22 protein-coding genes, 2 tRNA genes and 3 rRNA genes are annotated in these 23,827 nt (G+C 58.1%); 16 read left to right on the forward strand and 11 right to left on the reverse strand.

Going from position 1 to position 23,827, the window contains the following annotated elements; genetic code table 11:
- Positions 1 to 2: 2 nt before the first annotated feature.
- Both CXQ80_RS08285 and soxR read right to left on the reverse strand, forming a co-directional pair.
- Entirely contained in the window at positions 3 to 560 is a 558-nt protein-coding gene (locus CXQ80_RS08285; RefSeq protein ID WP_101318324.1) for a cysteine hydrolase family protein, read from the reverse strand.
- A 75-nt stretch (positions 561 to 635) separates the two neighbouring features.
- Positions 636 to 1,109 (reverse strand): redox-sensitive transcriptional activator SoxR, encoded by a 474-nt coding sequence (gene soxR / locus CXQ80_RS08290; protein ID WP_101318326.1) that lies wholly within the window; start codon positions 1,107 to 1,109, stop codon positions 636 to 638.
- A 122-nt stretch (positions 1,110 to 1,231) separates the two neighbouring features.
- On the opposite strand from soxR, the gene CXQ80_RS08295 reads away from it, so the two are divergent.
- Positions 1,232 to 1,573: an antibiotic biosynthesis monooxygenase gene (locus CXQ80_RS08295; protein ID WP_371918898.1), complete on the forward strand. Its 342-nt coding sequence runs from the start codon at positions 1,232 to 1,234 to the stop codon at positions 1,571 to 1,573.
- 97 nt (positions 1,574 to 1,670) lie between these two features.
- Positions 1,671 to 3,479 carry an aminopeptidase P family protein gene (locus tag CXQ80_RS08300; RefSeq protein WP_101318330.1) on the forward strand — a complete coding sequence of 603 codons (1,809 nt, stop codon included), beginning with the start codon at positions 1,671 to 1,673 and terminating at the stop codon, positions 3,477 to 3,479.
- Between the two features lie 51 nt (positions 3,480 to 3,530).
- Here CXQ80_RS08300 and CXQ80_RS08305 read toward each other — a convergent pair whose 3' ends face one another.
- Together CXQ80_RS08305 and rhtA are read right to left on the reverse strand one after the other, a co-directional pair.
- Positions 3,531 to 3,812, reverse strand: a complete 282-nt coding sequence (locus CXQ80_RS08305; protein ID WP_101318332.1) for a hypothetical protein — start codon at positions 3,810 to 3,812, stop codon at positions 3,531 to 3,533.
- A 187-nt stretch (positions 3,813 to 3,999) separates the two neighbouring features.
- Complete coding sequence (rhtA, locus tag CXQ80_RS08310; RefSeq protein ID WP_101318334.1) at positions 4,000 to 4,887, reverse strand: threonine/homoserine exporter RhtA; 888 nt, start codon at positions 4,885 to 4,887, stop codon at positions 4,000 to 4,002.
- Between the two features lie 594 nt (positions 4,888 to 5,481).
- On the opposite strand from rhtA, the gene CXQ80_RS08315 reads away from it, so the two are divergent.
- From CXQ80_RS08315 to rrf, 5 genes are all read left to right on the forward strand, one after another.
- Positions 5,482 to 7,018: ribosomal RNA gene (locus CXQ80_RS08315) — 16S ribosomal RNA — on the forward strand.
- A gap of 87 nt (positions 7,019 to 7,105) precedes the next feature.
- A tRNA-Ile gene (locus CXQ80_RS08320) sits at positions 7,106 to 7,182 on the forward strand.
- A gap of 12 nt (positions 7,183 to 7,194) precedes the next feature.
- Positions 7,195 to 7,270, forward strand: a tRNA-Ala gene (locus tag CXQ80_RS08325).
- Between the two features lie 240 nt (positions 7,271 to 7,510).
- Positions 7,511 to 10,402: ribosomal RNA gene (locus CXQ80_RS08330) — 23S ribosomal RNA — on the forward strand.
- A 126-nt stretch (positions 10,403 to 10,528) separates the two neighbouring features.
- Positions 10,529 to 10,644: ribosomal RNA gene (gene rrf / locus CXQ80_RS08335) — 5S ribosomal RNA — on the forward strand.
- The 16S, 23S and 5S rRNA genes sit together here with 2 tRNA genes alongside, the layout of an rRNA operon.
- A 99-nt stretch (positions 10,645 to 10,743) precedes the next feature.
- Here rrf and CXQ80_RS08340 read toward each other — a convergent pair.
- Positions 10,744 to 11,607: a universal stress protein gene (locus tag CXQ80_RS08340; protein WP_101318336.1), complete on the reverse strand. Its 864-nt coding sequence runs from the start codon at positions 11,605 to 11,607 to the stop codon at positions 10,744 to 10,746.
- Between the two features lie 151 nt (positions 11,608 to 11,758).
- Here CXQ80_RS08340 and CXQ80_RS08345 point away from each other — a divergent pair, with 151 nt between their 5' ends.
- The gene (locus CXQ80_RS08345; RefSeq protein ID WP_101318338.1) at positions 11,759 to 12,376 is read left to right on the forward strand and encodes a tRNA-(ms[2]io[6]A)-hydroxylase; all 618 of its coding nucleotides are present in this window, start codon (positions 11,759 to 11,761) and stop codon (positions 12,374 to 12,376) included.
- A 30-nt stretch (positions 12,377 to 12,406) separates the two neighbouring features.
- On the opposite strand, the gene CXQ80_RS08350 is transcribed toward CXQ80_RS08345, so the two are convergent.
- Positions 12,407 to 12,724, reverse strand: coding sequence for a YqjD family protein (locus tag CXQ80_RS08350; RefSeq protein ID WP_101318340.1), 318 nt, complete (start codon positions 12,722 to 12,724; stop codon positions 12,407 to 12,409).
- A gap of 131 nt (positions 12,725 to 12,855) precedes the next feature.
- Between CXQ80_RS08350 and CXQ80_RS08355 the strand changes: the two genes are divergently transcribed.
- From CXQ80_RS08355 to zapE, 4 genes are all read left to right on the forward strand, one after another.
- Positions 12,856 to 13,119 carry a hypothetical protein gene (locus tag CXQ80_RS08355; protein WP_101318342.1) on the forward strand — a complete coding sequence of 88 codons (264 nt, stop codon included), beginning with the start codon at positions 12,856 to 12,858 and terminating at the stop codon, positions 13,117 to 13,119.
- A 144-nt stretch (positions 13,120 to 13,263) separates the two neighbouring features.
- Positions 13,264 to 13,572, forward strand: a complete 309-nt coding sequence (locus CXQ80_RS08360; RefSeq protein WP_101318344.1) for a hypothetical protein — start codon at positions 13,264 to 13,266, stop codon at positions 13,570 to 13,572.
- A 22-nt stretch (positions 13,573 to 13,594) separates the two neighbouring features.
- Positions 13,595 to 14,746, forward strand: a complete 1,152-nt coding sequence (locus CXQ80_RS08365; RefSeq protein ID WP_101318346.1) for a PQQ-dependent sugar dehydrogenase — start codon at positions 13,595 to 13,597, stop codon at positions 14,744 to 14,746.
- Positions 14,747 to 14,792: 46 nt separating this feature from the next.
- Positions 14,793 to 15,899 (forward strand): cell division protein ZapE, encoded by a 1,107-nt coding sequence (zapE, locus tag CXQ80_RS08370; RefSeq protein WP_101318349.1) that lies wholly within the window; start codon positions 14,793 to 14,795, stop codon positions 15,897 to 15,899.
- A gap of 19 nt (positions 15,900 to 15,918) precedes the next feature.
- Here the strand turns inward: zapE and CXQ80_RS08375 are convergent, their stop codons facing one another.
- The 4 genes from CXQ80_RS08375 to yegQ form a co-directional block, all read right to left on the reverse strand.
- Positions 15,919 to 16,917: an alpha/beta fold hydrolase gene (locus CXQ80_RS08375; RefSeq protein ID WP_101318351.1), complete on the reverse strand. Its 999-nt coding sequence runs from the start codon at positions 16,915 to 16,917 to the stop codon at positions 15,919 to 15,921.
- Between the two features lie 76 nt (positions 16,918 to 16,993).
- Positions 16,994 to 17,431 (reverse strand): YqaA family protein, encoded by a 438-nt coding sequence (locus tag CXQ80_RS08380; protein WP_101318353.1) that lies wholly within the window; start codon positions 17,429 to 17,431, stop codon positions 16,994 to 16,996.
- A 10-nt stretch (positions 17,432 to 17,441) separates the two neighbouring features.
- Positions 17,442 to 17,870 carry a DUF411 domain-containing protein gene (locus CXQ80_RS08385; RefSeq protein ID WP_101318355.1) on the reverse strand — a complete coding sequence of 143 codons (429 nt, stop codon included), beginning with the start codon at positions 17,868 to 17,870 and terminating at the stop codon, positions 17,442 to 17,444.
- Between the two features lie 152 nt (positions 17,871 to 18,022).
- On the reverse strand, positions 18,023 to 19,357 hold the full coding sequence (gene yegQ, locus CXQ80_RS08390; RefSeq protein WP_101318357.1) for a tRNA 5-hydroxyuridine modification protein YegQ: 1,335 nt from the start codon (positions 19,355 to 19,357) through the stop codon (positions 18,023 to 18,025).
- Positions 19,358 to 19,487: 130 nt separating this feature from the next.
- Between yegQ and CXQ80_RS08395 the strand changes: the two genes are divergently transcribed.
- Entirely contained in the window at positions 19,488 to 20,549 is a 1,062-nt protein-coding gene (locus tag CXQ80_RS08395; RefSeq protein ID WP_101318359.1) for an AI-2E family transporter, read from the forward strand.
- 7 nt (positions 20,550 to 20,556) lie between these two features.
- Here the strand turns inward: CXQ80_RS08395 and CXQ80_RS08400 are convergent, their stop codons facing one another.
- The gene (locus tag CXQ80_RS08400) at positions 20,557 to 22,617 is read right to left on the reverse strand and encodes a TonB-dependent receptor domain-containing protein (protein WP_101318361.1); all 2,061 of its coding nucleotides are present in this window, start codon (positions 22,615 to 22,617) and stop codon (positions 20,557 to 20,559) included.
- Positions 22,618 to 22,843: 226 nt separating this feature from the next.
- On the opposite strand from CXQ80_RS08400, the gene CXQ80_RS08405 reads away from it, so the two are divergent.
- Genes CXQ80_RS08405 through CXQ80_RS08415 form a run of 3 tightly spaced genes read left to right on the forward strand, consistent with a single transcriptional unit; the run spans position 22,844 to position 23,825 of the window.
- Positions 22,844 to 23,089, forward strand: coding sequence for a helix-turn-helix domain-containing protein (locus tag CXQ80_RS08405; RefSeq protein ID WP_101318363.1), 246 nt, complete (start codon positions 22,844 to 22,846; stop codon positions 23,087 to 23,089).
- Positions 23,090 to 23,104: 15 nt separating this feature from the next.
- Positions 23,105 to 23,458 (forward strand): head completion/stabilization protein, encoded by a 354-nt coding sequence (locus CXQ80_RS08410; protein ID WP_101318365.1) that lies wholly within the window; start codon positions 23,105 to 23,107, stop codon positions 23,456 to 23,458.
- Positions 23,451 to 23,825: a hypothetical protein gene (locus tag CXQ80_RS08415; protein ID WP_224785543.1), complete on the forward strand. Its 375-nt coding sequence runs from the start codon at positions 23,451 to 23,453 to the stop codon at positions 23,823 to 23,825. Before CXQ80_RS08410 ends, CXQ80_RS08415 begins: the two co-directional genes overlap by 8 nt.
- Positions 23,826 to 23,827 lie beyond the last annotated feature (2 nt).

Raw genomic sequence — 23,827 nt, forward strand, 5'->3', positions numbered from 1 at the left:
GCTCACTGCTGGTAGGTCGCCAGGCATTCTTCAGTGTTTTGCACCGTTGCGTAAGCGAATGCCAGTGAGGCCATGAACGCTGCATGCACCTGAGCGGCTGGCACTTCCTGGCCATTGAATTCCAGCGCTCGTGTGGCGCACGCATCATGGGCGACCGTGACGCTATAGCCAAAATCGGCGGCAGCGCGCACTGCAGCATCGATGCACATGTGGCTCATGCTGCCGACAATCGTCACGGCTTGCACTGCATGCTCATCAAGCAGTTCTCTCAGGCCGGTCTCCTGGAAGGCATTGACCTGTTGTTTGAGCAGCAACGGCTCATCACCGAGGGGAGCAGCCTTGGGGTGAATTTCGGCTCCGGCTGAGCCCGGCGCAAAGAATGGCGCGTCGGCGCTGGCAAATTCATGGCGAACATGCACGATCAGGTCGCCGCGCTTGCGCGCTGCATTGAGCAGCAACGCTGCGTTGTCGGCGGCCGCATCAGCGCCGTCGAGGGACCACTTGCCTCCTGGAAAGTAGTCTTTCTGGATATCGATAACGATCAGTGCCAGTTTGCTCATGCTGCCTCCTGCGGCGGGTGTCAGGTTGAACACTAGTTATAGATGCGAATTGCCTGGCAGGTGCGATACGGAAACTTACAGCAATGTTGTTAGCGGCTCTGACGGATGCGGCCCAGGGCCGCCAAGCGCCAGATGATCGTGATTGTTACGCAGCGGGCACTCCTTCAGCGACATGCAGCCGCAACCTATGCAGCCGTCCAGTTGGTCGCGCAGCAGAGTCAACTCTGCGATGCGCTGGCTGAGATCGTCTCGCCACCCGGCCGACAGGCGCTGCCAGTCAGCTGCATTCGGGGTATGGTCCAGCGGCAGGCTGGATAGCGCTTTGGCGATGGTGGCTAGCGGGATGCCCAGACGCTGGGCCATCTTGATCACCGCCACCCGGCGCAGCATCGCACGCGGGTAGCGGCGTTGATTGCCGGCGTTGCGGCTGCTTTGGATCAACCCCTTGGTTTCGTAGAAGTGCAGGGCGGTAACCGCGACACCGCTGCGGCTGGCCAATTGGCCAACGCTGAGCTGGCGCTCGGCTTCCGTAGTAGAGGGGGCAGGCATGCTAATTAATCCTTGACCTTGACTTAACTCGAGGTTTTACCCTGCCGGCCATGATGACTGCAAGTACTGCATAAAGGAGATAGCCTGTGGCCGCTGCGATGCATTCCCTATGGTTTACCCAAATGATCGAATATGAAGTGCCGGCTAGCCGTCAGGCTGCTCTGGCCAACGCGCTGGTGTTGCGCAGCGAGCAACTGGCCACGCGCTGGCCGGCGTTGCTGAGGGTAAGCGTTCAAGCCAGCGATGACGGCAGTCGGGTCCTGCAACATTTGCAGTGGCAGACCCGTGAACAGTGGCAAGCGGCCTGCGGCTATTTCACTGATGAGCCATTCCTCGAGCTGCTTCAGCAGCATCAGGCCAGAAGTGTCAACTTCGCCGCGTACCAAGCTGTGCGAAGTCTGGTACGCGGTAATGATGGCGGCCTGCATTGTGAGGTTGGCGCGGTCGCTGATAGCCAATGCTAATCATCTGTTACCGATGCCGATTGCGAGTGACGGGAGGCTGCTCCATTATCAACGGCTTGATTGCCGATGAAGTCGCTATCGCAGGAGTGTGCATGACATGAATAGCCAGTCCCAGTTGCAGCAGAACGTGCCGACGCGTCTCGCCTGTGTGCGCGAGGTCATGGCCAGCGAAGGCGTGGACGCGCTGTTGGTGCCATCGGCAGACCCGCACCTGTCCGAGTACCTGCCGGGCCACTGGCAGGGTCGTAAGTGGCTGTCTGGTTTTCATGGTTCGGTGGGTACATTGGTGGTTCTGGCGGACTTCGCTGGGTTGTGGGTAGACAGCCGTTACTGGGAGCAGGCTGCAAACGAACTTGCCGGCAGCGGCATAGAATTGATGAAGCTGATGCCGGGTAGTGCGGGCCCGTTCGATTGGCTCGGCAGCAATCTTCAGCCGCAGGCGACGGTTGCCGTTGACGGCGCTGTGCTGTCCTTGACCGCGTCTCGGCAACTTCAGCAGAGTTTGCAGGCCAACGGAATACGGTTGGTGACTGACAAGGATTTGCTTGATCAGGTCTGGGGGACACGCCCGGCGCTGCCGGCTGCTCCAATCTACGAGCACTTGCCGCCCCAGGCCACAGCCACCCGAGCGGAAAAACTGGCCGCGCTGCGCAGCACCTTGAGCAGCAAAGGTGCCGATTGGCATTTCATTGCCACTCTGGATGATATCGCCTGGTTGTTCAATCTGCGTGGCAGTGATGTTTCCTATAACCCGGTGTTCGTCGCATTTGCATGGATTGGTCAGCAGCAGGCGGTGCTGTTCGTCGACCTGAACAAAGTCGATGCCCAACTGCGTCAGGCGCTGACGGCCGACGGTGTCGAGCTGCAGGACTACCACCAGGCAGGGCGCTTGCTCGCCTCGATTACGGATGGCAGCACTGTGTTGATCGATCCGGCTCGGGTCACCTGTGGCCTGGTTGGTCGGCTCGGGGCTCAGGTGAAGCTGCTCGAGCAGACCAACCCGACGTCGTTGAGCAAGTCGCGCAAGAGCGATGCTGAACTGGCGCATGTTCGTCAGGTCATGGAGCAGGACGGGGCGGCGCTCTGCGAATTTTTTGCCTGGTTCGAGGCCAACCTTGGCAAGCAACAGATCACCGAGTTGACCATCGACGAGCGCCTGACTGCAGCGCGAACGCAGCGACCTGGCTATGTTTCACTGAGCTTCTCGACCATTGCCGCTTTCAATGCCAATGGCGCCATGCCGCACTACCGTGCTACCGAGCAGTCCCATGCGGTAATCAAGGGCGACGGGCTGCTGTTGATCGACTCGGGCGGCCAGTACCTGGGCGGCACTACCGACATTACCCGGATGGTCCCGGTAGGTCAGCCGACACTGGCACAGCGTGAGGATTGCACTCGCGTGCTCAAAGGCATGATTGCGTTGTCGCGAGCGAGTTTCCCGCGCGGCATCTTGTCTCCGTTGCTGGATGCAATTGCGCGGGCGCCGCTCTGGGCTGATCAGGTCGATTACGGCCATGGTACTGGCCACGGCGTCGGCTACTTCATGAATGTGCATGAAGGGCCGCAGGTCATTGCCTATCAGGCCCAAGCGTTGCCGCAAACGGCGATGCAGGAGGGCATGATCAGTTCGATCGAGCCTGGCACCTATCGCCCAGGCAAGTGGGGCGTACGGATCGAAAACCTGGTGGTCAATCGCGCTGCGGGCAAGAGCGAGTTCGGCGACTTCCTTGCGTTCGAGACTTTGACCCTATGTCCGATCGATATACGTTGCCTGCTGGTCGAACGGCTCAATGATGAGGAAAGGCGCTGGCTCAACCAGTATCACGCCCATGTCTGCGAGCGGCTGGCACCTCTGCTGGCGGGTTCTGCACTGCAGTGGTTGCGAGATCGTACGGTGGCTGTCTGAGTCTGCGCTCCAACGTAAAAAGGGCAGCCATTTGGCTACCCTTCAGCGTTATTACTTGCAGATGACGATCATGCTGCGGCTGGTATAGCCAGCCGGGTTGATTCCGAACAGGTAGTCACCCGGTTCTTCATCAGTATCGCCCGAGCGGGCCACTACTCTATAGCCGCGAGTGCTGCACGCACTGGCCGCCTTCGCATTGCACTTTTCCCACGAAGAGGAAAGGCCGGAGCAATTGATGTGTAAACCCTTTTTCCCGCGCTTGACTTCGGTCTGTGCGGTGGCGGCACACCCTGCGATGGCCATTACAGCCAGGATGAGCAAAATACGTTTCATGCCTGTCCTTAAATGTGGGGGCGACTGCATGCCTGCTCCCATCGTCCTCGCCTGATTCTTCCTGAATTTACCTCAGCGTCCGTGTTCGGCACAGTAGATAGCGTAGAGATTATGATTTTGTGACAGCTTAATCAGGCCTGCGGGTCGGTACAACCGCTAAACACGGCAAATGAAAATATTTCTCAATTCAGTCAGCGACGACCGCCGGTGTACGTTCCTTGCGCATTGTCAGCGTGGCTCCAGCAGAAGCGGTGATGATCGCAGCGATAGCCAGCCACTGCCCAGAGCTGAGCTTCTCGCCGAGGAATAGTAAGCCCGACAGCGCACCAAAGGCTGGCTCGATACTCATCAAAGTCCCGAACGTGCGCGCTGGCATTCGGGTCAATGCAACCATCTCCAGGCTGTAGGGGAGGGCCGTTGATAACACTGCCACGCCCAGGGCGATAGGCAGCAGTGCCGGGTTGAGGAGTGCGGTGCCTGCATGAATGACACCGATCGGCGCAACGAACAAGGCGGCGATCACGACACCGAGTGCGGCTGTCTGCACGCCGTGCTCGGCGCCGGCCTTTTGCCCATAAAGGATGTACAGCGCCCAGCACACGCCGGCACCAAGTGCGTAGCTGGCGCCAACCAGGTCAACAGCGCTTGTGCTTTGTCCAACTGGTATCAGCAAGAGCAAGCCTGCAATTGCCAGCGCAATCCAGAGAAAGTCGATGGCGCGGCGCGAGGCAAAAATGGCCACCGCTAGTGGACCTGTGAATTCCAGTGCCACGGCGATGCCCAGTGGCACTGTGCGCAGCGACATATAGAAGAGCAGGTTCATCCCGCCCAATGCCATCCCGTAGATCAGCACATTGCGCCAGGTGCTGCTGTCCATGCGTGCCCGCCATGGGCGCAGGATGAGCAGCATGATCACGCTGGCAAAAACCAGGCGCAGGGTGGTGGTGCCCTGGGCGCCGATCAAGGGGAACATTCCCTTGGCCAGGGATGCGCCTGACTGGATGGATGCCATGGCTATTAATAGCAGGCCAATCGGGAACAACGTGGTGGCCATGCTGCGGGGCGTGGTGCTCATGATTCGGCAGGGATCCTGTGGTGGGCGCGATGCGCACTATAGTGCGCAGGTTGCTCGATTTGTCGCAAGCACGCTGTGCAGAGTGATCTTTGATGTCAGGCGATGAATTAACGCTTGACGCATTCCTGTGAGCCCTTATAATGCGCCCCACTTCCAACGTAGTTGGAACGGAAAACTCCTTGAGATTCAATGAGTTAGAAGTTTCAGAGGTGCTGTAAGGGCTTCGATCGAAAGATCGTCAGCGGTGAAAAAAGGCAGTTGACAGCAGGTTGTAACGCTGTAGAATTCGCCTCCCGCTACGAGAGATCGCAAGCGAGTCAAGTGTTTGAAGTTGAACGAGTTTCTCGCAAAATACTTCGAAATAAACGCTTGACAGACACAGAGGAAAGCGTAGAATGCGCGCCTCGGTTGAGACGAAACGCTCAACCAACCGCTCTTTAACAAATTGAATCAAGCAATTCGTGTGGGTGCTTGTGAGTACGGTTTGATAGTCGCCAAGATTATCAGCATCACAAGTGGCCGCATGAGAAATCATAGTAGTCATTTGAGATTGCTGAGCCAAGTTTAGGGTTTCTTAAAAACCCAAGCAGTATTGAACTGAAGAGTTTGATCATGGCTCAGATTGAACGCTGGCGGCAGGCCTAACACATGCAAGTCGAGCGGATGAGAAGAGCTTGCTCTTCGATTCAGCGGCGGACGGGTGAGTAATGCCTAGGAATCTGCCTGGTAGTGGGGGACAACGTTTCGAAAGGAACGCTAATACCGCATACGTCCTACGGGAGAAAGCAGGGGACCTTCGGGCCTTGCGCTATCAGATGAGCCTAGGTCGGATTAGCTAGTTGGTGAGGTAATGGCTCACCAAGGCGACGATCCGTAACTGGTCTGAGAGGATGATCAGTCACACTGGAACTGAGACACGGTCCAGACTCCTACGGGAGGCAGCAGTGGGGAATATTGGACAATGGGCGAAAGCCTGATCCAGCCATGCCGCGTGTGTGAAGAAGGTCTTCGGATTGTAAAGCACTTTAAGTTGGGAGGAAGGGCAGTAAGCGAATACCTTGCTGTTTTGACGTTACCGACAGAATAAGCACCGGCTAACTCTGTGCCAGCAGCCGCGGTAATACAGAGGGTGCAAGCGTTAATCGGAATTACTGGGCGTAAAGCGCGCGTAGGTGGTTTGTTAAGTTGGATGTGAAAGCCCCGGGCTCAACCTGGGAACTGCATCCAAAACTGGCAAGCTAGAGTACAGTAGAGGGTGGTGGAATTTCCTGTGTAGCGGTGAAATGCGTAGATATAGGAAGGAACACCAGTGGCGAAGGCGACCACCTGGACTGATACTGACACTGAGGTGCGAAAGCGTGGGGAGCAAACAGGATTAGATACCCTGGTAGTCCACGCCGTAAACGATGTCAACTAGCCGTTGGAATCCTTGAGATTTTAGTGGCGCAGCTAACGCATTAAGTTGACCGCCTGGGGAGTACGGCCGCAAGGTTAAAACTCAAATGAATTGACGGGGGCCCGCACAAGCGGTGGAGCATGTGGTTTAATTCGAAGCAACGCGAAGAACCTTACCAGGCCTTGACATGCAGAGAACTTTCCAGAGATGGATTGGTGCCTTCGGGAACTCTGACACAGGTGCTGCATGGCTGTCGTCAGCTCGTGTCGTGAGATGTTGGGTTAAGTCCCGTAACGAGCGCAACCCTTGTCCTTAGTTACCAGCACGTTATGGTGGGCACTCTAAGGAGACTGCCGGTGACAAACCGGAGGAAGGTGGGGATGACGTCAAGTCATCATGGCCCTTACGGCCTGGGCTACACACGTGCTACAATGGTCGGTACAGAGGGTCGCCAAGCCGCGAGGTGGAGCTAATCTCACAAAACCGATCGTAGTCCGGATCGCAGTCTGCAACTCGACTGCGTGAAGTCGGAATCGCTAGTAATCGCGAATCAGAATGTCGCGGTGAATACGTTCCCGGGCCTTGTACACACCGCCCGTCACACCATGGGAGTGGGTTGCACCAGAAGTAGCTAGTCTAACCTTCGGGAGGACGGTTACCACGGTGTGATTCATGACTGGGGTGAAGTCGTAACAAGGTAGCCGTAGGGGAACCTGCGGCTGGATCACCTCCTTAATCGAAGACATCAGCCTGCTGATGAGCTCCCACACGAATTGCTTGATTCACTTGTATAAAGACGATGCTGTAACGTGACCCTGTTATAGGTCTGTAGCTCAGTTGGTTAGAGCGCACCCCTGATAAGGGTGAGGTCGGCAGTTCAAATCTGCCCAGACCTACCATTGCAGATACACGGGGCCATAGCTCAGCTGGGAGAGCGCCTGCCTTGCACGCAGGAGGTCAGCGGTTCGATCCCGCTTGGCTCCACCATTTTGCTTCACGCTTCACAGCTTGTCAGAACTTAGAAATGAACATTCGTTGATGAATGTTGATTTCTGACTTTTGTCAGATCGTTCTTTAAAAATTCGGATATGTGATAGAAATAGACTGACATGCACTTTCACTGGTGTGTGATCAGGCTAAGGTAAAATTTGTGAATGCTCGAAAGGGCAGTACGAATTTTCGGCGAATGTCGTCTTCACAGTATAACCAGATTGCTTGGGGTTATATGGTCAAGTGAAGAAGCGCATACGGTGGATGCCTTGGCAGTCAGAGGCGATGAAAGACGTGGTAGCCTGCGATAAGCTTTGGGGAGTCGGCAAACAGACTGTGATCCAGAGATCTCTGAATGGGGGAACCCACTCAGCATAAGCTGAGTATCTTGTACTGAATACATAGGTGCAAGAGGCGAACCAGGGGAACTGAAACATCTAAGTACCCTGAGGAAAAGAAATCAACCGAGATTCCCTTAGTAGTGGCGAGCGAACGGGGACCAGCCCTTAAGTTGGTTTGAGATTAGTGGAACACTCTGGAAAGTGTGGCCGTAGTGGGTGATAGCCCCGTACACGAAAATCTCTTATCAATGAAATCGAGTAGGACGGAGCACGAGAAACTTTGTCTGAACATGGGGGGACCATCCTCCAAGGCTAAATACTACTGACTGACCGATAGTGAACCAGTACCGTGAGGGAAAGGCGAAAAGAACCCCGGAGAGGGGAGTGAAATAGATCCTGAAACCGTATGCGTACAAGCAGTGGGAGCCTACTTGTTAGGTGACTGCGTACCTTTTGTATAATGGGTCAGCGACTTATATTCAGTGGCGAGCTTAACCGAATAGGGGAGGCGTAGCGAAAGCGAGTCTTAATAGGGCGTTTAGTCGCTGGGTATAGACCCGAAACCGGGCGATCTATCCATGGGCAGGTTGAAGGTTGGGTAACACTAACTGGAGGACCGAACCGACTACCGTTGAAAAGTTAGCGGATGACCTGTGGATCGGAGTGAAAGGCTAATCAAGCTCGGAGATAGCTGGTTCTCCTCGAAAGCTATTTAGGTAGCGCCTCATGTATCACTGTAGGGGGTAGAGCACTGTTTCGGCTAGGGGGTCATCCCGACTTACCAAACCGATGCAAACTCCGAATACCTACAAGTGCCGAGCATGGGAGACACACGGCGGGTGCTAACGTCCGTCGTGAAAAGGGAAACAACCCAGACCGTCAGCTAAGGTCCCAAAGTCATGGTTAAGTGGGAAACGATGTGGGAAGGCTTAGACAGCTAGGAGGTTGGCTTAGAAGCAGCCACCCTTTAAAGAAAGCGTAATAGCTCACTAGTCGAGTCGGCCTGCGCGGAAGATGTAACGGGGCTCAAACCATGCACCGAAGCTACGGGTATCACCTTTTGGTGATGCGGTAGAGGAGCGTTCTGTAAGCCTGTGAAGGTGAGTTGAGAAGCTTGCTGGAGGTATCAGAAGTGCGAATGCTGACATGAGTAACGACAATGCGAGTGAAAAACTTGCACGCCGAAAGACCAAGGTTTCCTGCGCAACGTTAATCGACGCAGGGTTAGTCGGTCCCTAAGGCGAGGCTGAAAAGCGTAGTCGATGGAAAACAGGTTAATATTCCTGTACTTCCGATTGTTGCGATGGAGGGACGGAGAAGGCTAGGCCAGCTTGGCGTTGGTAGTCCAAGTTTAAGGTGGTAGGCTGGGATCTTAGGCAAATCCGGGATCCCAAGGCCGAGAGCTGATGACGAGTTGCCTTTAGGCGACGAAGTGGTTGATGCCATGCTTCCAAGAAAAGCTCCTAAGCTTCAGACAATCGGGAACCGTACCCCAAACCGACACAGGTGGTTAGGTAGAGAATACCAAGGCGCTTGAGAGAACTCGGGTGAAGGAACTAGGCAAAATGGCACCGTAACTTCGGGAGAAGGTGCGCCGGCGAAGGTGAAGGGTTTACCCCGTAAGCTTTTGCCGGTCGAAGATACCAGGCCGCTGCGACTGTTTATTAAAAACACAGCACTCTGCAAACACGAAAGTGGACGTATAGGGTGTGACGCCTGCCCGGTGCCGGAAGGTTAATTGATGGGGTTAGCGCAAGCGAAGCTCTTGATCGAAGCCCCGGTAAACGGCGGCCGTAACTATAACGGTCCTAAGGTAGCGAAATTCCTTGTCGGGTAAGTTCCGACCTGCACGAATGGCGTAACGATGGCGGCGCTGTCTCCACCCGAGACTCAGTGAAATTGAAATCGCTGTGAAGATGCAGTGTATCCGCGGCTAGACGGAAAGACCCCGTGAACCTTTACTATAGCTTTGCACTGGACTTTGAATTTGCTTGTGTAGGATAGGTGGGAGGCTTTGAAGTGGGGACGCCAGTTCTCATGGAGCCATCCTTGAAATACCACCCTGGCAACTTTGAGGTTCTAACTCAGGTCCGTTATCCGGATCGAGGACAGTGTATGGTGGGTAGTTTGACTGGGGCGGTCTCCTCCCAAAGAGTAACGGAGGAGTACGAAGGTGCGCTCAGACCGGTCGGAAATCGGTCGTAGAGTATAAAGGCAAAAGCGCGCTTGACTGCGAGACCCACACGTCGAGCAGGTACGAAAGTAGGTCTTAGTGATCCGGTGGTTCTGTATGGAAGGGCCATCGCTCAACGGATAAAAGGTACTCCGGGGATAACAGGCTGATACCGCCCAAGAGTTCATATCGACGGCGGTGTTTGGCACCTCGATGTCGGCTCATCACATCCTGGGGCTGAAGCCGGTCCCAAGGGTATGGCTGTTCGCCATTTAAAGTGGTACGCGAGCTGGGTTTAGAACGTCGTGAGACAGTTCGGTCCCTATCTGCCGTGGACGTTTGAGATTTGAGAGGGGCTGCTCCTAGTACGAGAGGACCGGAGTGGACGAACCTCTGGTGTTCCGGTTGTCACGCCAGTGGCATTGCCGGGTAGCTATGTTCGGAAGAGATAACCGCTGAAAGCATCTAAGCGGGAAACTTGCCTCAAGATGAGATCTCACTGGGATCTAGAATCCCCTGAAGGGCCGTCGAAGACTACGACGTTGATAGGTTGGGTGTGTAAGCGCTGTGAGGCGTTGAGCTAACCAATACTAATTGCCCGTGAGGCTTGACCATATAACACCCAAGCAATTTGCTCATGCAGGTTGCGGTGGTGAAGACGAAACGCTGAAGATTCGTACACAAACATCACATATCCGAATTTGCTGGGCCGTTCATCTGGACGTTCTGGCTACAGAATTTCTTGACGACAATAGAGCATTGGAACCACCTGATCCCATCCCGAACTCAGTAGTGAAACGATGCATCGCCGATGGTAGTGTGGGGTCTCCCCATGTGAGAGTAGGTCATCGTCAAGATTCATTTCGCAAAACCCCTATCTGCGCGAGCAGGTAGGGGTTTTGTCTTTTCCGGATCTGGGAATTTGGGGCTGCATAGCGGCCCCAATCAAGGCAGCTTCAGCCCCGAGCCAACTCAGCAAGATGCGCAATCACCTGCTCGGTCTTCAGTACCAATACATCACCTTCAAGCTTATCCAGCACCACTTCAGCAGTGTTGCCAATCAACGCGCCGGAGATACCCGTACGGGCAACGGTGCCGATCACCGTTACCACGGCTTTGTATTTATCCTCGGTGTAAGGAATCAGCACATCTGCCGGACCTTCAGCAATGTGTAGGCGATCATCAGTGATATCGAACTCAGCTTGAAACGCGCTGCACGCCTCGCGATAGCGTTGTTCGATACTGTCCCGGTTCTGGTACACCGGATCAGCTGCGGAGAGCATGGGAGAGGGGTGGGCACTGATCACGTGCAGCTCGCCCTTGGCCAGGCTGGCGATGCCAAAACCGTGATCGATAATGCTCGCATGCAATAGGCGGTGTTCCTCATCATGATTGCCCACGTCGACCGCTGCCAGAATCACCCCACCGGTCCAGGGTTGCTCGCTCTTGACCATCAGTACCGCGCAAGGGCACTGACGCAGTAGCTTCCAGTCGCTAGGGGTGAGTAATGCTTTCTTCAGGGGGTTATCCGGACGATGCTCCTTGATTACCAGGTCGCAACCCTCGGCTTGCTGGGCCTGGATGATGGCCTCATGTACAACATCGTGCCTGCTTTGCTCAAAGCTAATATTGTCGTAACCGTCTTCCTGCAGTTGGCCCGCCAATACGCTCAGCAGTGCCTGATGGTCGTGCTTTTTGTCGCACATCAGCAGATGCATACGGGCGCCCGTCACCCCGGCAATCAGCTTGGCCCGGGTCAGCGCCCGGCTGTGGGCGTGGTCTGGATCGAGTACAACCAGAATGCTTCTGACCTGTTGCATGAGCATGGACTCCTAGAATGGGTGGCCGATGCCTGACTATAGACGGCGCGCTCACGGTTGCCGTTTGACGTATATCAAGCATAGTCGCTGGCGATCGCCGCTGCCCTCGGTATAATCGCCGACCCTGCCGCTGTTCAGTTGCCGTGAAATTATGTCCCTGATTCCCGAAGTCGAAGCCTTTCTCGGTTGTCGCACCCCTGATGCCTGGATCGAAGCAGCACTGGCCGATCAGGAGACGCTGCTGATCGATCACAAAAACTGTGAATTCAAGGCTGCCAGCACAGCTTTGAGCTTGATTGCCAAGTACAACGCGCACCTCGACCTGATCAACATGATGTCGCGCCTTGCACGTGAGGAGCTGGTTCACCACGAGCAGGTACTGCGCCTGATGAAACGTCGGGGCGTACCGCTGCGGCCGGTCCCGGCAGGGCGCTATGCGTCCAGCTTGCGAAAGCTGGTTCGCTCCCACGAGCCGGTCAAGTTGGTCGATACCCTGGTGGTGGGTGCTTTTATCGAAGCGCGCAGCTGCGAGCGCTTTGCCGCACTTGTACCGCACCTGGATGAAGAGTTGGGGACGTTCTACCACGGCTTGCTGAACAGCGAAGCGCGGCATTTTCTCGGCTATCTGAAGCTTGCCAATCAGTATGGCGATCAGGCCGACATCGCGCGCGTAGTGGAGAAGGTGCGCGAGGCTGAAGCAGAGTTGATCTGTTCAACAGATCAGGAATTGCGCTTTCACAGTGGTATACCGCTGGCTCTGGCCGCTTGATCAGCGGCTGAGCCAGCGATCTCGCCCGTATTACGAACGACGGCCCAGCAGCAAGCCGACTACCAGACCGAAGCCTGCAGACACCGCAACGGTCTGCCACGGGTGGCCACCGATATAATCTTGAGTGGCTTCGACCACCGGCTGCGCACGGTCGCGTACCGAGGTGGCAGCCTGACGAGCCTGGCTCAGCTTCTGGCTAATCTGTGCGCGCAGGGTATCGGCCTCTTCGCCAATCAGCGATGCACTTTGCTCGAGCAGACGCTCGGACTCTTCAATTAACGACTGCAGCTCGCTGAAGACCTGGTCCTTGATCTGATCGGTATCGATTTGGGTGGTTTTCCGGGCCATGAACAGCTCCTCGTTTGGTGATGGTTAGAACAATGGATACCTGCGCGGCGGGAAAGTTGCGCAGACGTTCCGGCCGATTGCCGCATCAGTGTAAGATAGCCGGCAAATTTCATGCAGCAGGGTAGATTTTCATGAGTTTCAATCTGGCCAACAGAAGCTTTGAAGAACGGGCGCAGATCGAAGCGGAGAAAGCGCGACTGTTCGAGTATTGGCAGAGCAACCTTGGCAAGGTCAAGGCTGAAGCCGGTCGCTTGATTTCCGAGAAGTCTCGTCGCAAGGGCAAATGGGCCGAGTGGGTCCGCGCCGAGCTAGATGCGATGACGCCTCAGGATTTTGCGATCATGGTCCGTAGCGAGGTCAATAAAATGATGGCCGCCGCCAACGCCAATCGCTGAGCAGGTGCTGCTGTCGTTGGCGGCCCTCAGCCGCTAGGCACGTCAGGAAGCATCTGCACACGAATTTGCACTTTTAATACGAACCTGCCACGCCCTAGGCTATCCAACGCCTGAGCGTGGCTTTTTCGTTTTTGGAGGTGGCACATGAAATCTGTCTGGCCAGCCCTTGGTTTGTTGCTGGCGTTACCTGGCAGCGGCGCATTCGCTGATACCAGTGCGCTGGCGGCCAACAACAACCCCTACAACAGCCCGATTCAGCGCGCCAACCCCAATAGTCGGCAGGGCAGTGCGCCTGATACCCCACCCGTGCGCGGGCCCTCTACCCAGCCCATGCCACGTCCACCGACGCTGGACAATCGCGGTATCGGCAACGGTGACAACTTGCGCCGCCAGCAACAGACCCCACGCCTCGAACCCAGTCGCCCGCCGCGTGACAGCCAACGCGCGCCGTGAGCTTTTCTGCAAGGAACCCCGCATGACTCCACGATCCTGGTTGACCAGCTTGACCGTTGCAGCGTTGCTGCCCGTATTTGCCCACGCCGCCTCCGAGCAGCAATTTCCCAGTGAAGAGGGTGAGATCACCGTCAGCACAGTAGCCAATGGCCTGCGTAATCCTTGGGGCCTGGCGTTTCTTCCAGGCGGTAAGGACATGCTGGTCACCGAACGCCCTGGCAACCTGCGTCTGGTGACCGCTGAAGGCAAGGTCGGGCCACCCCTGAGCGGCGTCCCCAAGGTCTGGGCTCAAGGGCAGGGCGGCCTGCTCGATGTAGTGCTGTCGCCAGACTTCGACAAGGACCGCACGGTCTACCTGTCGTTCGCCGAAGAAGGCGACGATGACAAGGCCGGTACTGCGGTTGGCCGCGGCCAGCTTTCGGCCGACCGCGCGCGTCTCGACAATTTCACCGTGATATTCCGGCAGATGCCGAAACTGTCTGAAGGCAACCATTTCGGCTCGCGGCTGGTGTTCGACCGTGACGGCTATTTGTTCATCGCACTGGGCGAGAACAACCAACGCGCCACCGCGCAGGACCTGGACAAGCTCCAAGGCAAGGTCGTGCGCATCCTCCCCGATGGTGAAGTACCCAAAGACAATCCCTTTGTTGGCAAATCAGACGTTCGCCCAGAGATCTGGTCGTTTGGCCATCGCAATCAGCAGGGCGCAGCGCTCAATCCGTGGAGCGGCGAGCTCTGGACTAATGAGCACGGGCCACGCGGTGGTGACGAGATCAACATTCCCCAGGCTGGCAAGAACTACGGTTGGCCGATTGCTACCCATGGCATCAACTACTCGTTGTTGCCGATTCCAGAGGCCAAGGGCAAGCACGTTGACGGTATGATCGATCCCCATCATGTGTGGGAGAAGTCACCAGGCATCAGCGGCATGGCGTTCTACGACCGTCCTACGTTCAAGGCCTGGGACCACAACCTGTTCATCGGTGCACTGGCCACTCAAGAGCTGATCCGCCTGCAGCTCAAGGGCGATAAGGTGGTGCACGAAGAGCGGCTGCTGGGCGAACTGAAGGCGCGAATTCGTGATGTGCGCGTAGGGCCTGACGGCTACCTGTATGTATTGACCGACGCCAAAGACGGCGCGCTGCTGAAAGTTGGCTTGAGCAACGACCAGTAATCGCGATAACAGGTACCATGGCGTTTTCCCAAACGCTCACTGGCACATGGCTATCGATCCGCAAACGCTCTATCAGCAGGCTTTGCAGCAGGACGGCTTCGTTGCCGATCCTGCGCAGGCCAATGCCGTAGCCGCCCTTCAGCGGTGTTTCGAATCCTTGCAGACTGACCAGGCCGGCCCGGGCGTCTATCTATGGGGGCCGGTCGGTCGCGGCAAGACCTGGCTGATGGACCAGTTCCATCGCTGCCTGCAAGTACCTGCAAGGCGCCAGCACTTTCATCACTTCATGGCCTGGGTGCATCAACGGCTGTTCCAGCTCAACGGCACCGCTGATCCGCTGCGAGCATTGGCCAGTGAGCTGGCCGGGCAAATTCGCGTGCTGTGCTTCGATGAGCTGTTCGTCAACGACATCGGCGACGCGATCATTCTTGGCCGGTTGTTCAGCGAGCTGTTTGAGCACGGTGTGGTGATCGTCGCCACCTCCAATCAACCGCCGACTGAGCTGTACCTGGACGGCTTCAATCGTGACCGCTTCCTGCCCGCCATTGAGGCGATGCAGCGGCATATGCAGATTCTGCCGGTCGTCGGCGAACAGGATCACCGGCTGCACCCAGGCCTCTCGCGTCAGCGTTACTGGTGTGTAGCAGACAATGCGACCAGTACCTTCGGCACGCTGTTCGAGCAATTGAGTGCCGGCGACGCTGGTTGTGCCGAGCCGCTGCAATTAGGTTCGCGACAAATCCGCGTGGTGCGCCGCAGTGACCAGGCCATCTGGTGTCACTTCAGCGATCTGTGCGAGCAACCGTTGTCGGTCATCGAGTTCATGGCCTTGTGTGACCGGTTTCCGGCGATCCTCATCGATGCTATCCCTGCGCTAGGCGGCGAACAGCGCGCCGGGCGCATTGCACGGGGCACCGAAGATGCTGCCGAGCGAGTAGCAGCCGGCGATCGCCAGCTGCCGACGTTGTCAGCCAAAGACGATAGCGTGCGCCGCTTCATCGCTTTGGTCGACGAGTGCTATGACCGCCGCGTTGCCCTCTACCTTGAGGCCCAAGTGCCGTTGGATGCGCTCTACACAAAGGGCTACCTGGCATTCCCGTATCAGCGCACCTTGAGCCGGTTACGGGAAATGCAGTTGCAACGCTTCGGCTAACGGTCCGCTCAGAGCTGGTTCATTTCTGCAGCCAGTCGATCAAGGTCTTGTGGAAGCGCCGCGGTTCTTCGATTTGCGGCGCGTGGCCCATCCCCTCAAAGACGATCAACTCGCCCTGGGGGATCAGCTTGGCCGCCTGCGGTCCCAGCGCCTTGTAGTTGCCCAGCTTCGCCTTGACCTCAGCCGGGGCAATGTCGCTGCCAATCGCGGTAGTGTCCTGATCGCCAATCAGCAGCAAGGTCGGCATCTTCAGGTTCTGGAACTCGTGATAAACCGGCTGGGTAAAGATCATGTCGTAGATCAACGCCGAGTTCCATGCCACGCGCTCATGCCCAGGACCCTGATTCAAGCCAACCAGCATCTGCACCCAGCGCTCGTACTCGGGCTTCCAGCGGCCGGCGTAGTAGGTCTTGCGCTCGTAGTTGCGCACGCCCTCGGCGTCTAGCTTGAGCTCACGTTGATACCACTGATCGACCGTTCGGTAAGGCACGCCTAGGGCTTTCCAGTCTTCCAGGCCGATTGGATTGACCATCGCCAGGCGCTCGACCTGCTTCGGGTACATCAGCGCATAGCGGGTGGCAAGCATGCCGCCAGTGGAGTGGCCGAGAATGATCGCCTGCTCGACCCCCAACTGCTCGAGCAGGGCGTGAGTGTTGCTCGCTAGCTGCTGGAAGCTGTATTGGTAATAGGCAGGCTTGCTCGACGTGCAGAAGCCGATTTGGTCCGGCACGATAACCCGGTAGCCGGCTTTGCTAAGGGCGTCGATGCTGCTTTCCCAGGTTGCGCCACAGAAGTTCTTGCCGTGCATCAGCACTACGCTGTGACCGTTGGCCTTGCCTTGGGCAGGGACATCCATATAGCCCATTTGCAAGGCCTGGTCTTGCGAGGTGAAGTCGTAATGCTGGAGCGGGTAGGGGTAGTCGAAGCCTTCGAGTTGCTGCCCATAGGTGGGCGACTCGGCAGCGAACGCCGGGCTGCCGATTAGGCAGGCGAGGGCCAGGGCGGTTGCGCGCAGCATGGGGGCACTCCGTGTAGGACCATGTTAGAAAAAAGCGACTGTAGCAGCCCGACACGCGCAACAAGCGGCAAAGGTGTTACTGGCCGTTAACCCAGCCCAGGGTAATCAGCACTACCACCAGGTAACGCCCACACTTGGCGACTGTCACCAGCAGCAGAAAACGCCAGAATGGCTCGCGCATGATGCCGGCAATCAGCGTCAGAGGATCGCCGATCACCGGCATCCAGCTAAGCAACAGCGACCACTGGCCCCAGCGTTGGTAGCGTTGCTGGGCACGCTCCAGTTGGGCGCCACTGAACGGGAACCAGCGGTGCTCACGGAGCCGTTCCACCGCCCGGCCTAGCAGCCAGTTGACCACCGAGCCCAGCACATTGCCCAGGGTCGCGACCAGCAGCAGGGTCAACCAGGCATGCTGCTCGCGCAGCAGCAACCCGACCAGCACCGCTTCGGACTGCAACGGCAGCAGAGTGGCGGCGCCGAAGGCGCTGAGGAACAACGCCACAAAGCTCATCATCGGCCGCGGCTCAGTAGCTGGCCACGACCTCGTCGTTACCCTCATGGGTCACGCCGATCACCTGGTATGAATCTTTGTGATCGCCCATCTCCATCCCCGGCGAACCCATCGGCATGCCGGGTACTGCCACGCCCTTGAGGTCGTTGCGTTTGACGAGCAGGCGCACCTGCTCGGCCGGCACATGGCCCTCGACGAACTTGCCATCGATAACGCCGGTATGACAGGCGGCCAGCCGCGGCGCTACGCCGAGGCGTTGTTTCACGGCGCTCATGTTCGGCTCGACGTGGTCATTGACGGTAAAACCGTTATCGCGCAGGTGGCTGATCCACTGCTTGCAGCAGCCACAGTTGGGGTCACGGTAAACGTCGATGGTCTCGGCAGCCTGAGCAAGGCCAGTGAAGGCCAGCAGGCCCAGAGCAATCAGGCGAGTACGCAGCATGGTCAAATTCCTCGGCAAGGGGCGGCCGCCTGCAGGCGGCAGGCTCGGCGGCAGCTTAACGCAACCGGCGTCAGCCTGCTGCAGGCAGGCCAAAAGCGGCCAGCATGGCGCAACTCACCTGACAGCAAGCTGACGCAGTCATTACAGCGCTGTCAGCCGGCAGGCGCAGCACCGTCCAGATCACGCATCAGCAACGCGTACTCAAGTGGTACCTGCTCAGGGATAGGCAGATACACCACATGGCCGTCGCCAGGCGCTACCTCGATCTCGCGCTGCTGCCGATCGTGCAGGCGGCTCAGTTCGAAATGGTAGTTGCCGCGGGGTGTCATCAGCTCCAGCTGATCGCCAAGGGCAAAACGGTTCTTAACCTTGACCTCGGCCAGGCCCTCGACCCGCACACCGGTCAGCTCACCGACGAACTGCTGTCGCTCGGACACCGAATTGCCGCGCTGGTAGTTCTGGTATTCATCGTGCACATGGCGGCGCAGGAAGCCTTCGGTGTAGCCACGCTGGGCCAGCGATTCAAGGTTGTCCATCAGGCTGCGATCAAACGGCCGCCCCTGCAGGGCATCGTCGATGGCCTGGCGGTAGGACTGCACCGCGCGAGCGCAGTAGAAATGCGATTTGGTCCGGCCTTCGATTTTCAGCGAATGCACACCCATGCGCGTCAGCCGCTCGACGTGTTGTACGGCGCGCAGGTCCTTGGCGTTCATGATGTAGGTGCCGTGTTCGTCCTCGAACGCCGGCAGCGCTTCACCGGGCCGATTGGCCTCTTCAAGCAGGAACACCTGCTCGGTCGGGGCGCCCAGGCCAAGAGTCGGTTGCACTTCATGGACGATGTCGCCGCTGACGTTCTCCACCGCTGCAGTGGCCTGATACTTCCAGCGGCAGGCATTGGTGCAGCTGCTCTGATTGGCGTCGCGCTTGTTCAGGTAGCCCGACAGCAGGCAGCGCCCTGAGTAGGCCATGCACAGGGCGCCGTGGACAAACACCTCCAGCTGCATAGCGGGTACCTGCTGGCGGATCTCCTCAATCTCTTCCAGCGACAACTCGCGCGAGAGGATGATTCGGCTCAGGCCAAGCTGCTGCCAGAAGCGCACGCTCGCCCAGTTGACCGTGTTGGCCTGCACCGACAGGTGCACCGGCATCTGTGGGAAGTTCTCGCGCACCAGCATGATCAGGCCCGGGTCAGACATGATCAGCGCATCGGGCGCCATCGCGATCACCGGAGCAAGGTCCTTGAGGAAGGTCTTCAGCTTGGCGTTGTGCGGGGCGATGTTGATCACCACGTAGAACTGCTTGCCCAAAGCGTGCGCTTCGTTGATGCCCAAGGCCAGGTTGGCATGGTCGAATTCGTTGTTGCGCACCCGCAGGCTGTAGCGCGGCTGGCCGGCATACACCGCGTCGGCGCCGTAGGCAAAGGCGTAGCGCATGCTTTTCAGCGTGCCGGCAGGGGCGAGCAATTCAGGCTTGGCGAGAGAGGTCATGGGCGCACCGGAGCAAAGGGCGCGGATGGTAGTGGCTGGCCAATTCAGGCGCATTGATCTGGATCAACCCTCGCAGGGCACTTTTTCCGATCTCTGCTGCACTAAAGGTCTGAATCCCCGAGGAATACTCATGAACCAAACCGCACTACAGAACAGGGCACTGGCCGTGCTGCTGGCCGCCGTCACCATTGCCTTCGTCTGGATCATGCTGCCGTATTACGGCGCGATATTCTGGGCGGTGATCCTGGGCATCCTGTTTGCCCCTTTGCAGCGCAATCTGTTGATCCGTTTCAACCGCCGGCGCAACCTCGCCGCCGGTGTCTCGTTGCTGATCTGTCTGCTGATCGCCATCTTGCCGGTGATCTTCACCAGTGCGCTGTTGGTACAGGAGGGCGCTTCGCTGTATCAACGCATCGAGAGCGGCCAATTGGACATCGCCGGTTACGTTGAGCAAGGCAAGAACATTCTGCCAGCGTTCGCGCAGCACGGCCTTGACCAGATGGGCATGGGTAACCTCGATGGCTTGCGCGACAAGATCAGCAAGTGGGCCGGGCAAGCCAGCCAGATCCTGGCCAGTCAGGCGTTCAGCTTTGGCCAAGGTACGTTCGATTTCCTCGTCAGCTTCGGCATCATGCTCTACATCCTGTTCTTCTTCTTGCGTGAAGGGCCGGAGTTGGCGCGCAAAGTGCGTCTGGCGGTACCGCTGCCCGAGGATCAAAAGCGCCGTTTGCAACTGAAGTTCAACCGCGTGGTGCGCGCCACGGTCAAGGGCAACCTGCTGGTGGCGATCACTCAGGGTGCGCTGGGCGGGGTGATCTTCTGGATTCTGGATATCCCCAGTGCGTTGATCTGGGCAGTGCTGATGGCGTTTCTGTCGTTGCTGCCAGCAGTTGGCGCGGGGATCGTCTGGGCACCGGTTGCGGCCTACTTCATTCTGACCGGGGCAACCTGGCAGGGTGTGGTGCTGACGGCCTTCGGTGTGTTGGTGATCGGTATGGTCGACAACGTGTTGCGGCCGATCCTGGTCGGGCGCGACACGCGCATGCCCGACTATCTGATCCTGGTATCGACCCTGGGCGGCCTGGCGGTATTCGGCCTCAACGGCTTCGTGATCGGGCCGTTGATCGCTGCGTTGTTCATTTCCAGCTGGACCATCTTTACCGAAACCAAGCCGCAAGTGCAGTTGCCCTGAATCTGCCTTATTTCAAGCTGTAGGACACACCTGCATACACGCCGAATCCTTCCCCGGGCGTCGCCCGGGGTTGGTCGCTGCCTTGATCGTCATAGCCCGGGGTGACGCTGGCGCTGTAACGCTTGTTGGTCAGGTTGCGCAGGTCGAGCCAGGTTTGCCAGTCTTGTTGCGGTGAGTCCCAACCCAGTCGCGCACCGAACTGGGCATAGGCATCGGCGTGGTTGCTGTTGGCATAGTCGACCTGCACCTTGGACGCCATCTGTGTATTGACGCCGACATGGAAGCCGCTCGGCCAGTCATAGCGCAGCTCGGCCTGGTAGTAGTGCACCGGTAGGCCAGGCAGGCGGTTGTCGCCAAAGCGCTGGTCATCGCGGTAGTGAAAATCGCTGAAGGTATAGGCTTGGCGCAGGCTCAGCTTGCCGCTGCCTGATTGTTCCCAGAGGGTGCTGTCCAGGCTGGCTTCGACCCCTTCATGCACCGTTGCGCTGGCATTGAACTCCTTGGCAGGCAAGCCTTGTACGAGTTCTACCGCCAGCAGCTCATGGCGAACCTGAGCGTAATACCAGGCCAGATCCCAGCGGCCGACGGCCGAGTCGCCTCGCGCGCCAAGCTCGAGCGTGGTCGCCGTCTGGTTTTGCATCTTGATTGGCTGGGTCGCAACCGTAGAACTCCAGATCAGCGACCACGGGTGCGGCGGTTCGACCGAACGGCTGAGGTTGCCGTACAGCTGCAAGTTCGGCTGCCAGTCGTAGCGCAGGCCGATCCGCGGGGCGTAGTCCCAATCGTGCTGGCTGACCTTGCCGCCACTGGCGGGATAGCTGACGTCGCTCTCACGGCGGGTGTAGATCATGGCCAGGCCGGTGGTCAGCCACAGGTCTGGGATCAGCTCCAGTTCATTACCGACGTGCAACACGGTATCCGAACCCTGATAACTGAAGTCGCGGCTGCGGGCGCCGAAATTATCGCCATTGGTGCGGGCAAACTGCGACGCACCGCTGTTAGGCAGATGCTTGGTGGTACGCCAACCCACGGTGGACTTGCTCTCGTGGCCCAGCAACGTGTCGCGGCGCAGGTAGTTCAGGGTGCCGCTGACATCGGTGTAGGCCACCTTCAGGCGCATTGGCCCTTCGCGCAGGTCCATCGGGAAATCGTGGTAGACCAACCCAGCTTCAACGCGGGCATCGTCCTCAAGGTAGAAGGTAGTCTTGTTGGCCACCCAGGTGCTGCCCGGCTGCGGGCGGCTGTCGTCACGGGCCAGGTAGGCGGCGTTGGCGGCCCGTGGGTCGTGCTTGATCTGCTCCTTGGTCAGGCGCCCGGCCAGTTCGTTCTCGGTTTCCCGGTAGCGCAGGTAGAAGCGCGTTTCCAGATTCGGGTTGAAGCGATAGCCAACGTTGGCAGCAAAGCCCTTGGCGCTGCCACTGCTGTGCTCCTGGTAACCGTCGTATTCCGAGTCGGTCAGGGCCACGTAGTAGTCGAGCTTGCCCAGTACCTGGCCGGAACTGATCTGGCGATGGGCGTAGCCGCGGCTGCCGGCCTCATAGCGCACCTGCAGGCGATCGGCATCGTAACCGGTGTGGGTCACGTAGTTGATCGCGCCACCGAGCGTGAGCGCGCCCTGATCAAAACCGTTAGCGCCCCGCAGCACCTCTGCGCGGCTCAGCCACAGCGGCTCGAGCAGCTCGTAAGGCGTGCCGCCGGGGCCAGTCAGCGGCAAACCGTCGAACATCGTGTAGACCCCTGAGCCGTGCGCACCCGGCGCACGGTTGATACCCGAGCCGCGGATCGACAGTTTGATGCCCTCATTACCCGCCGACTGGGCAAACACACCCGGTTGATAGGCAAGTACGTCCTGATTGCTAGCCAACCGCCCTTGTGCCACCTGCTGCATGTCTACCAGATTGGAAGCGCCAGGGACGTGTCGCAGGCGCTCGTCGGCCGCCTCCAACTGGCTTTGCGGCTGATCATTGATCAGCAGTTGATCCAGTTCTACGGGAGCGCTGGCCAGCACCGGGCAGCTGGCCGTACTGATCAGCAGGCCTAAGGCGCGAGAGGGTGGAACACAACGCATCGAACGACTCCAATGGCAGGGGCTTACAGGGCAAAGGAGGTCAGACGTACGAGATGTCGCTCGAAGCACGTCAGATTCTTAAGCGGGCAAGTGTATGAAGTTAGAACGTTGTTGTAGGCGATCGCTTTACAACTGCCGGTACTGGAGCGATCGATTCGCGAGTTCGTAAGGTGGTGTCTTACCCCTCTGCTCTGAGGGCCGTATTCGAATCTGCGGAGAACCAGCCATGAACGCCGTCACCCCACCGATTGATGCTCCGGGCAATAACCCGCCCATTTACCTGACGCCGCGCGAGCGGGAAGTACTGTTGTGGTGCGCCTATGGCAAGACCTCATGGGAAATCGGCCAGATCATTGGCTGCAAGGAGGTCACCGTAAATTTTCATGTCGGCAACATTCTCAGCAAGTTCGCCGTGACCACTCGGGTGATGGCGGTGATCAAGGCCATCCGCTACGGCATGCTGCAAGAATAATGAGGAGGCACGACCATGGACGCCGAGCTTCAATCGCCTGACCCAGCCCCGCCTTTGTACTATCTGGCGCGCCACGACCGGTTCTGGCCGCGCATCGAGCTGTCGAGTTTGCGCCAACGCTTGGCGATACCCGCGTACATCAGCGATACCCATCTGCAACTTGCCGGTCAACAGGCCTTGGCGATCGCCGCAGGGGAGTTCGCCAGCTGGCGCCGGCGTTTACGTGCACTGGGCTACACGCAACTCACCGACCTTTGCCGACATGTGCACGGTCGCCGCCTGTGCAGCTGCTATCAGCGTCTGGTCGAGCACTGTACGTTGCGCGCCTTGGGTGGCCGGTCAGCCTTGCAGGGAGCTGCCCATGAATGAGCTTGCCCAGGAAATGCTGCGTAATTGGGCGCAGATTGAGGGTGACCTGGCCAATTTCGACGGCCAGGCCCTGGCTGGCGCGATACTCGGCGCCTGGCTAGTTAGTTCGTCGAAGGGCAAGGCCTGGGTGACGATAAGGACGAGGCGCAAGTTGAGCCTGCAACAACGCCTGCTTACCCTGTTGCTGTCAGCGGGCGTGGGCTACCTATTCATGCCCCTGCTGTTGTCACTGGTGCCTTTCGTCTCCACAGGCGTTGCGGCTTTTGTCGCTGCGGTGGTCGTGATTCCGATCAGTGTCAAGGTGATGCTCTGGCTGGAGAACGCTGATCTCAAGGAAATCGTCCAGCGCTGGCGCCGTGGATCATGATT

The sequence above is a fragment of the Pseudomonas sp. 02C 26 genome, assembly GCF_002843585.1.
GTDB classification, from domain to species: domain Bacteria; phylum Pseudomonadota; class Gammaproteobacteria; order Pseudomonadales; family Pseudomonadaceae; genus Aquipseudomonas; species Aquipseudomonas shirazensis.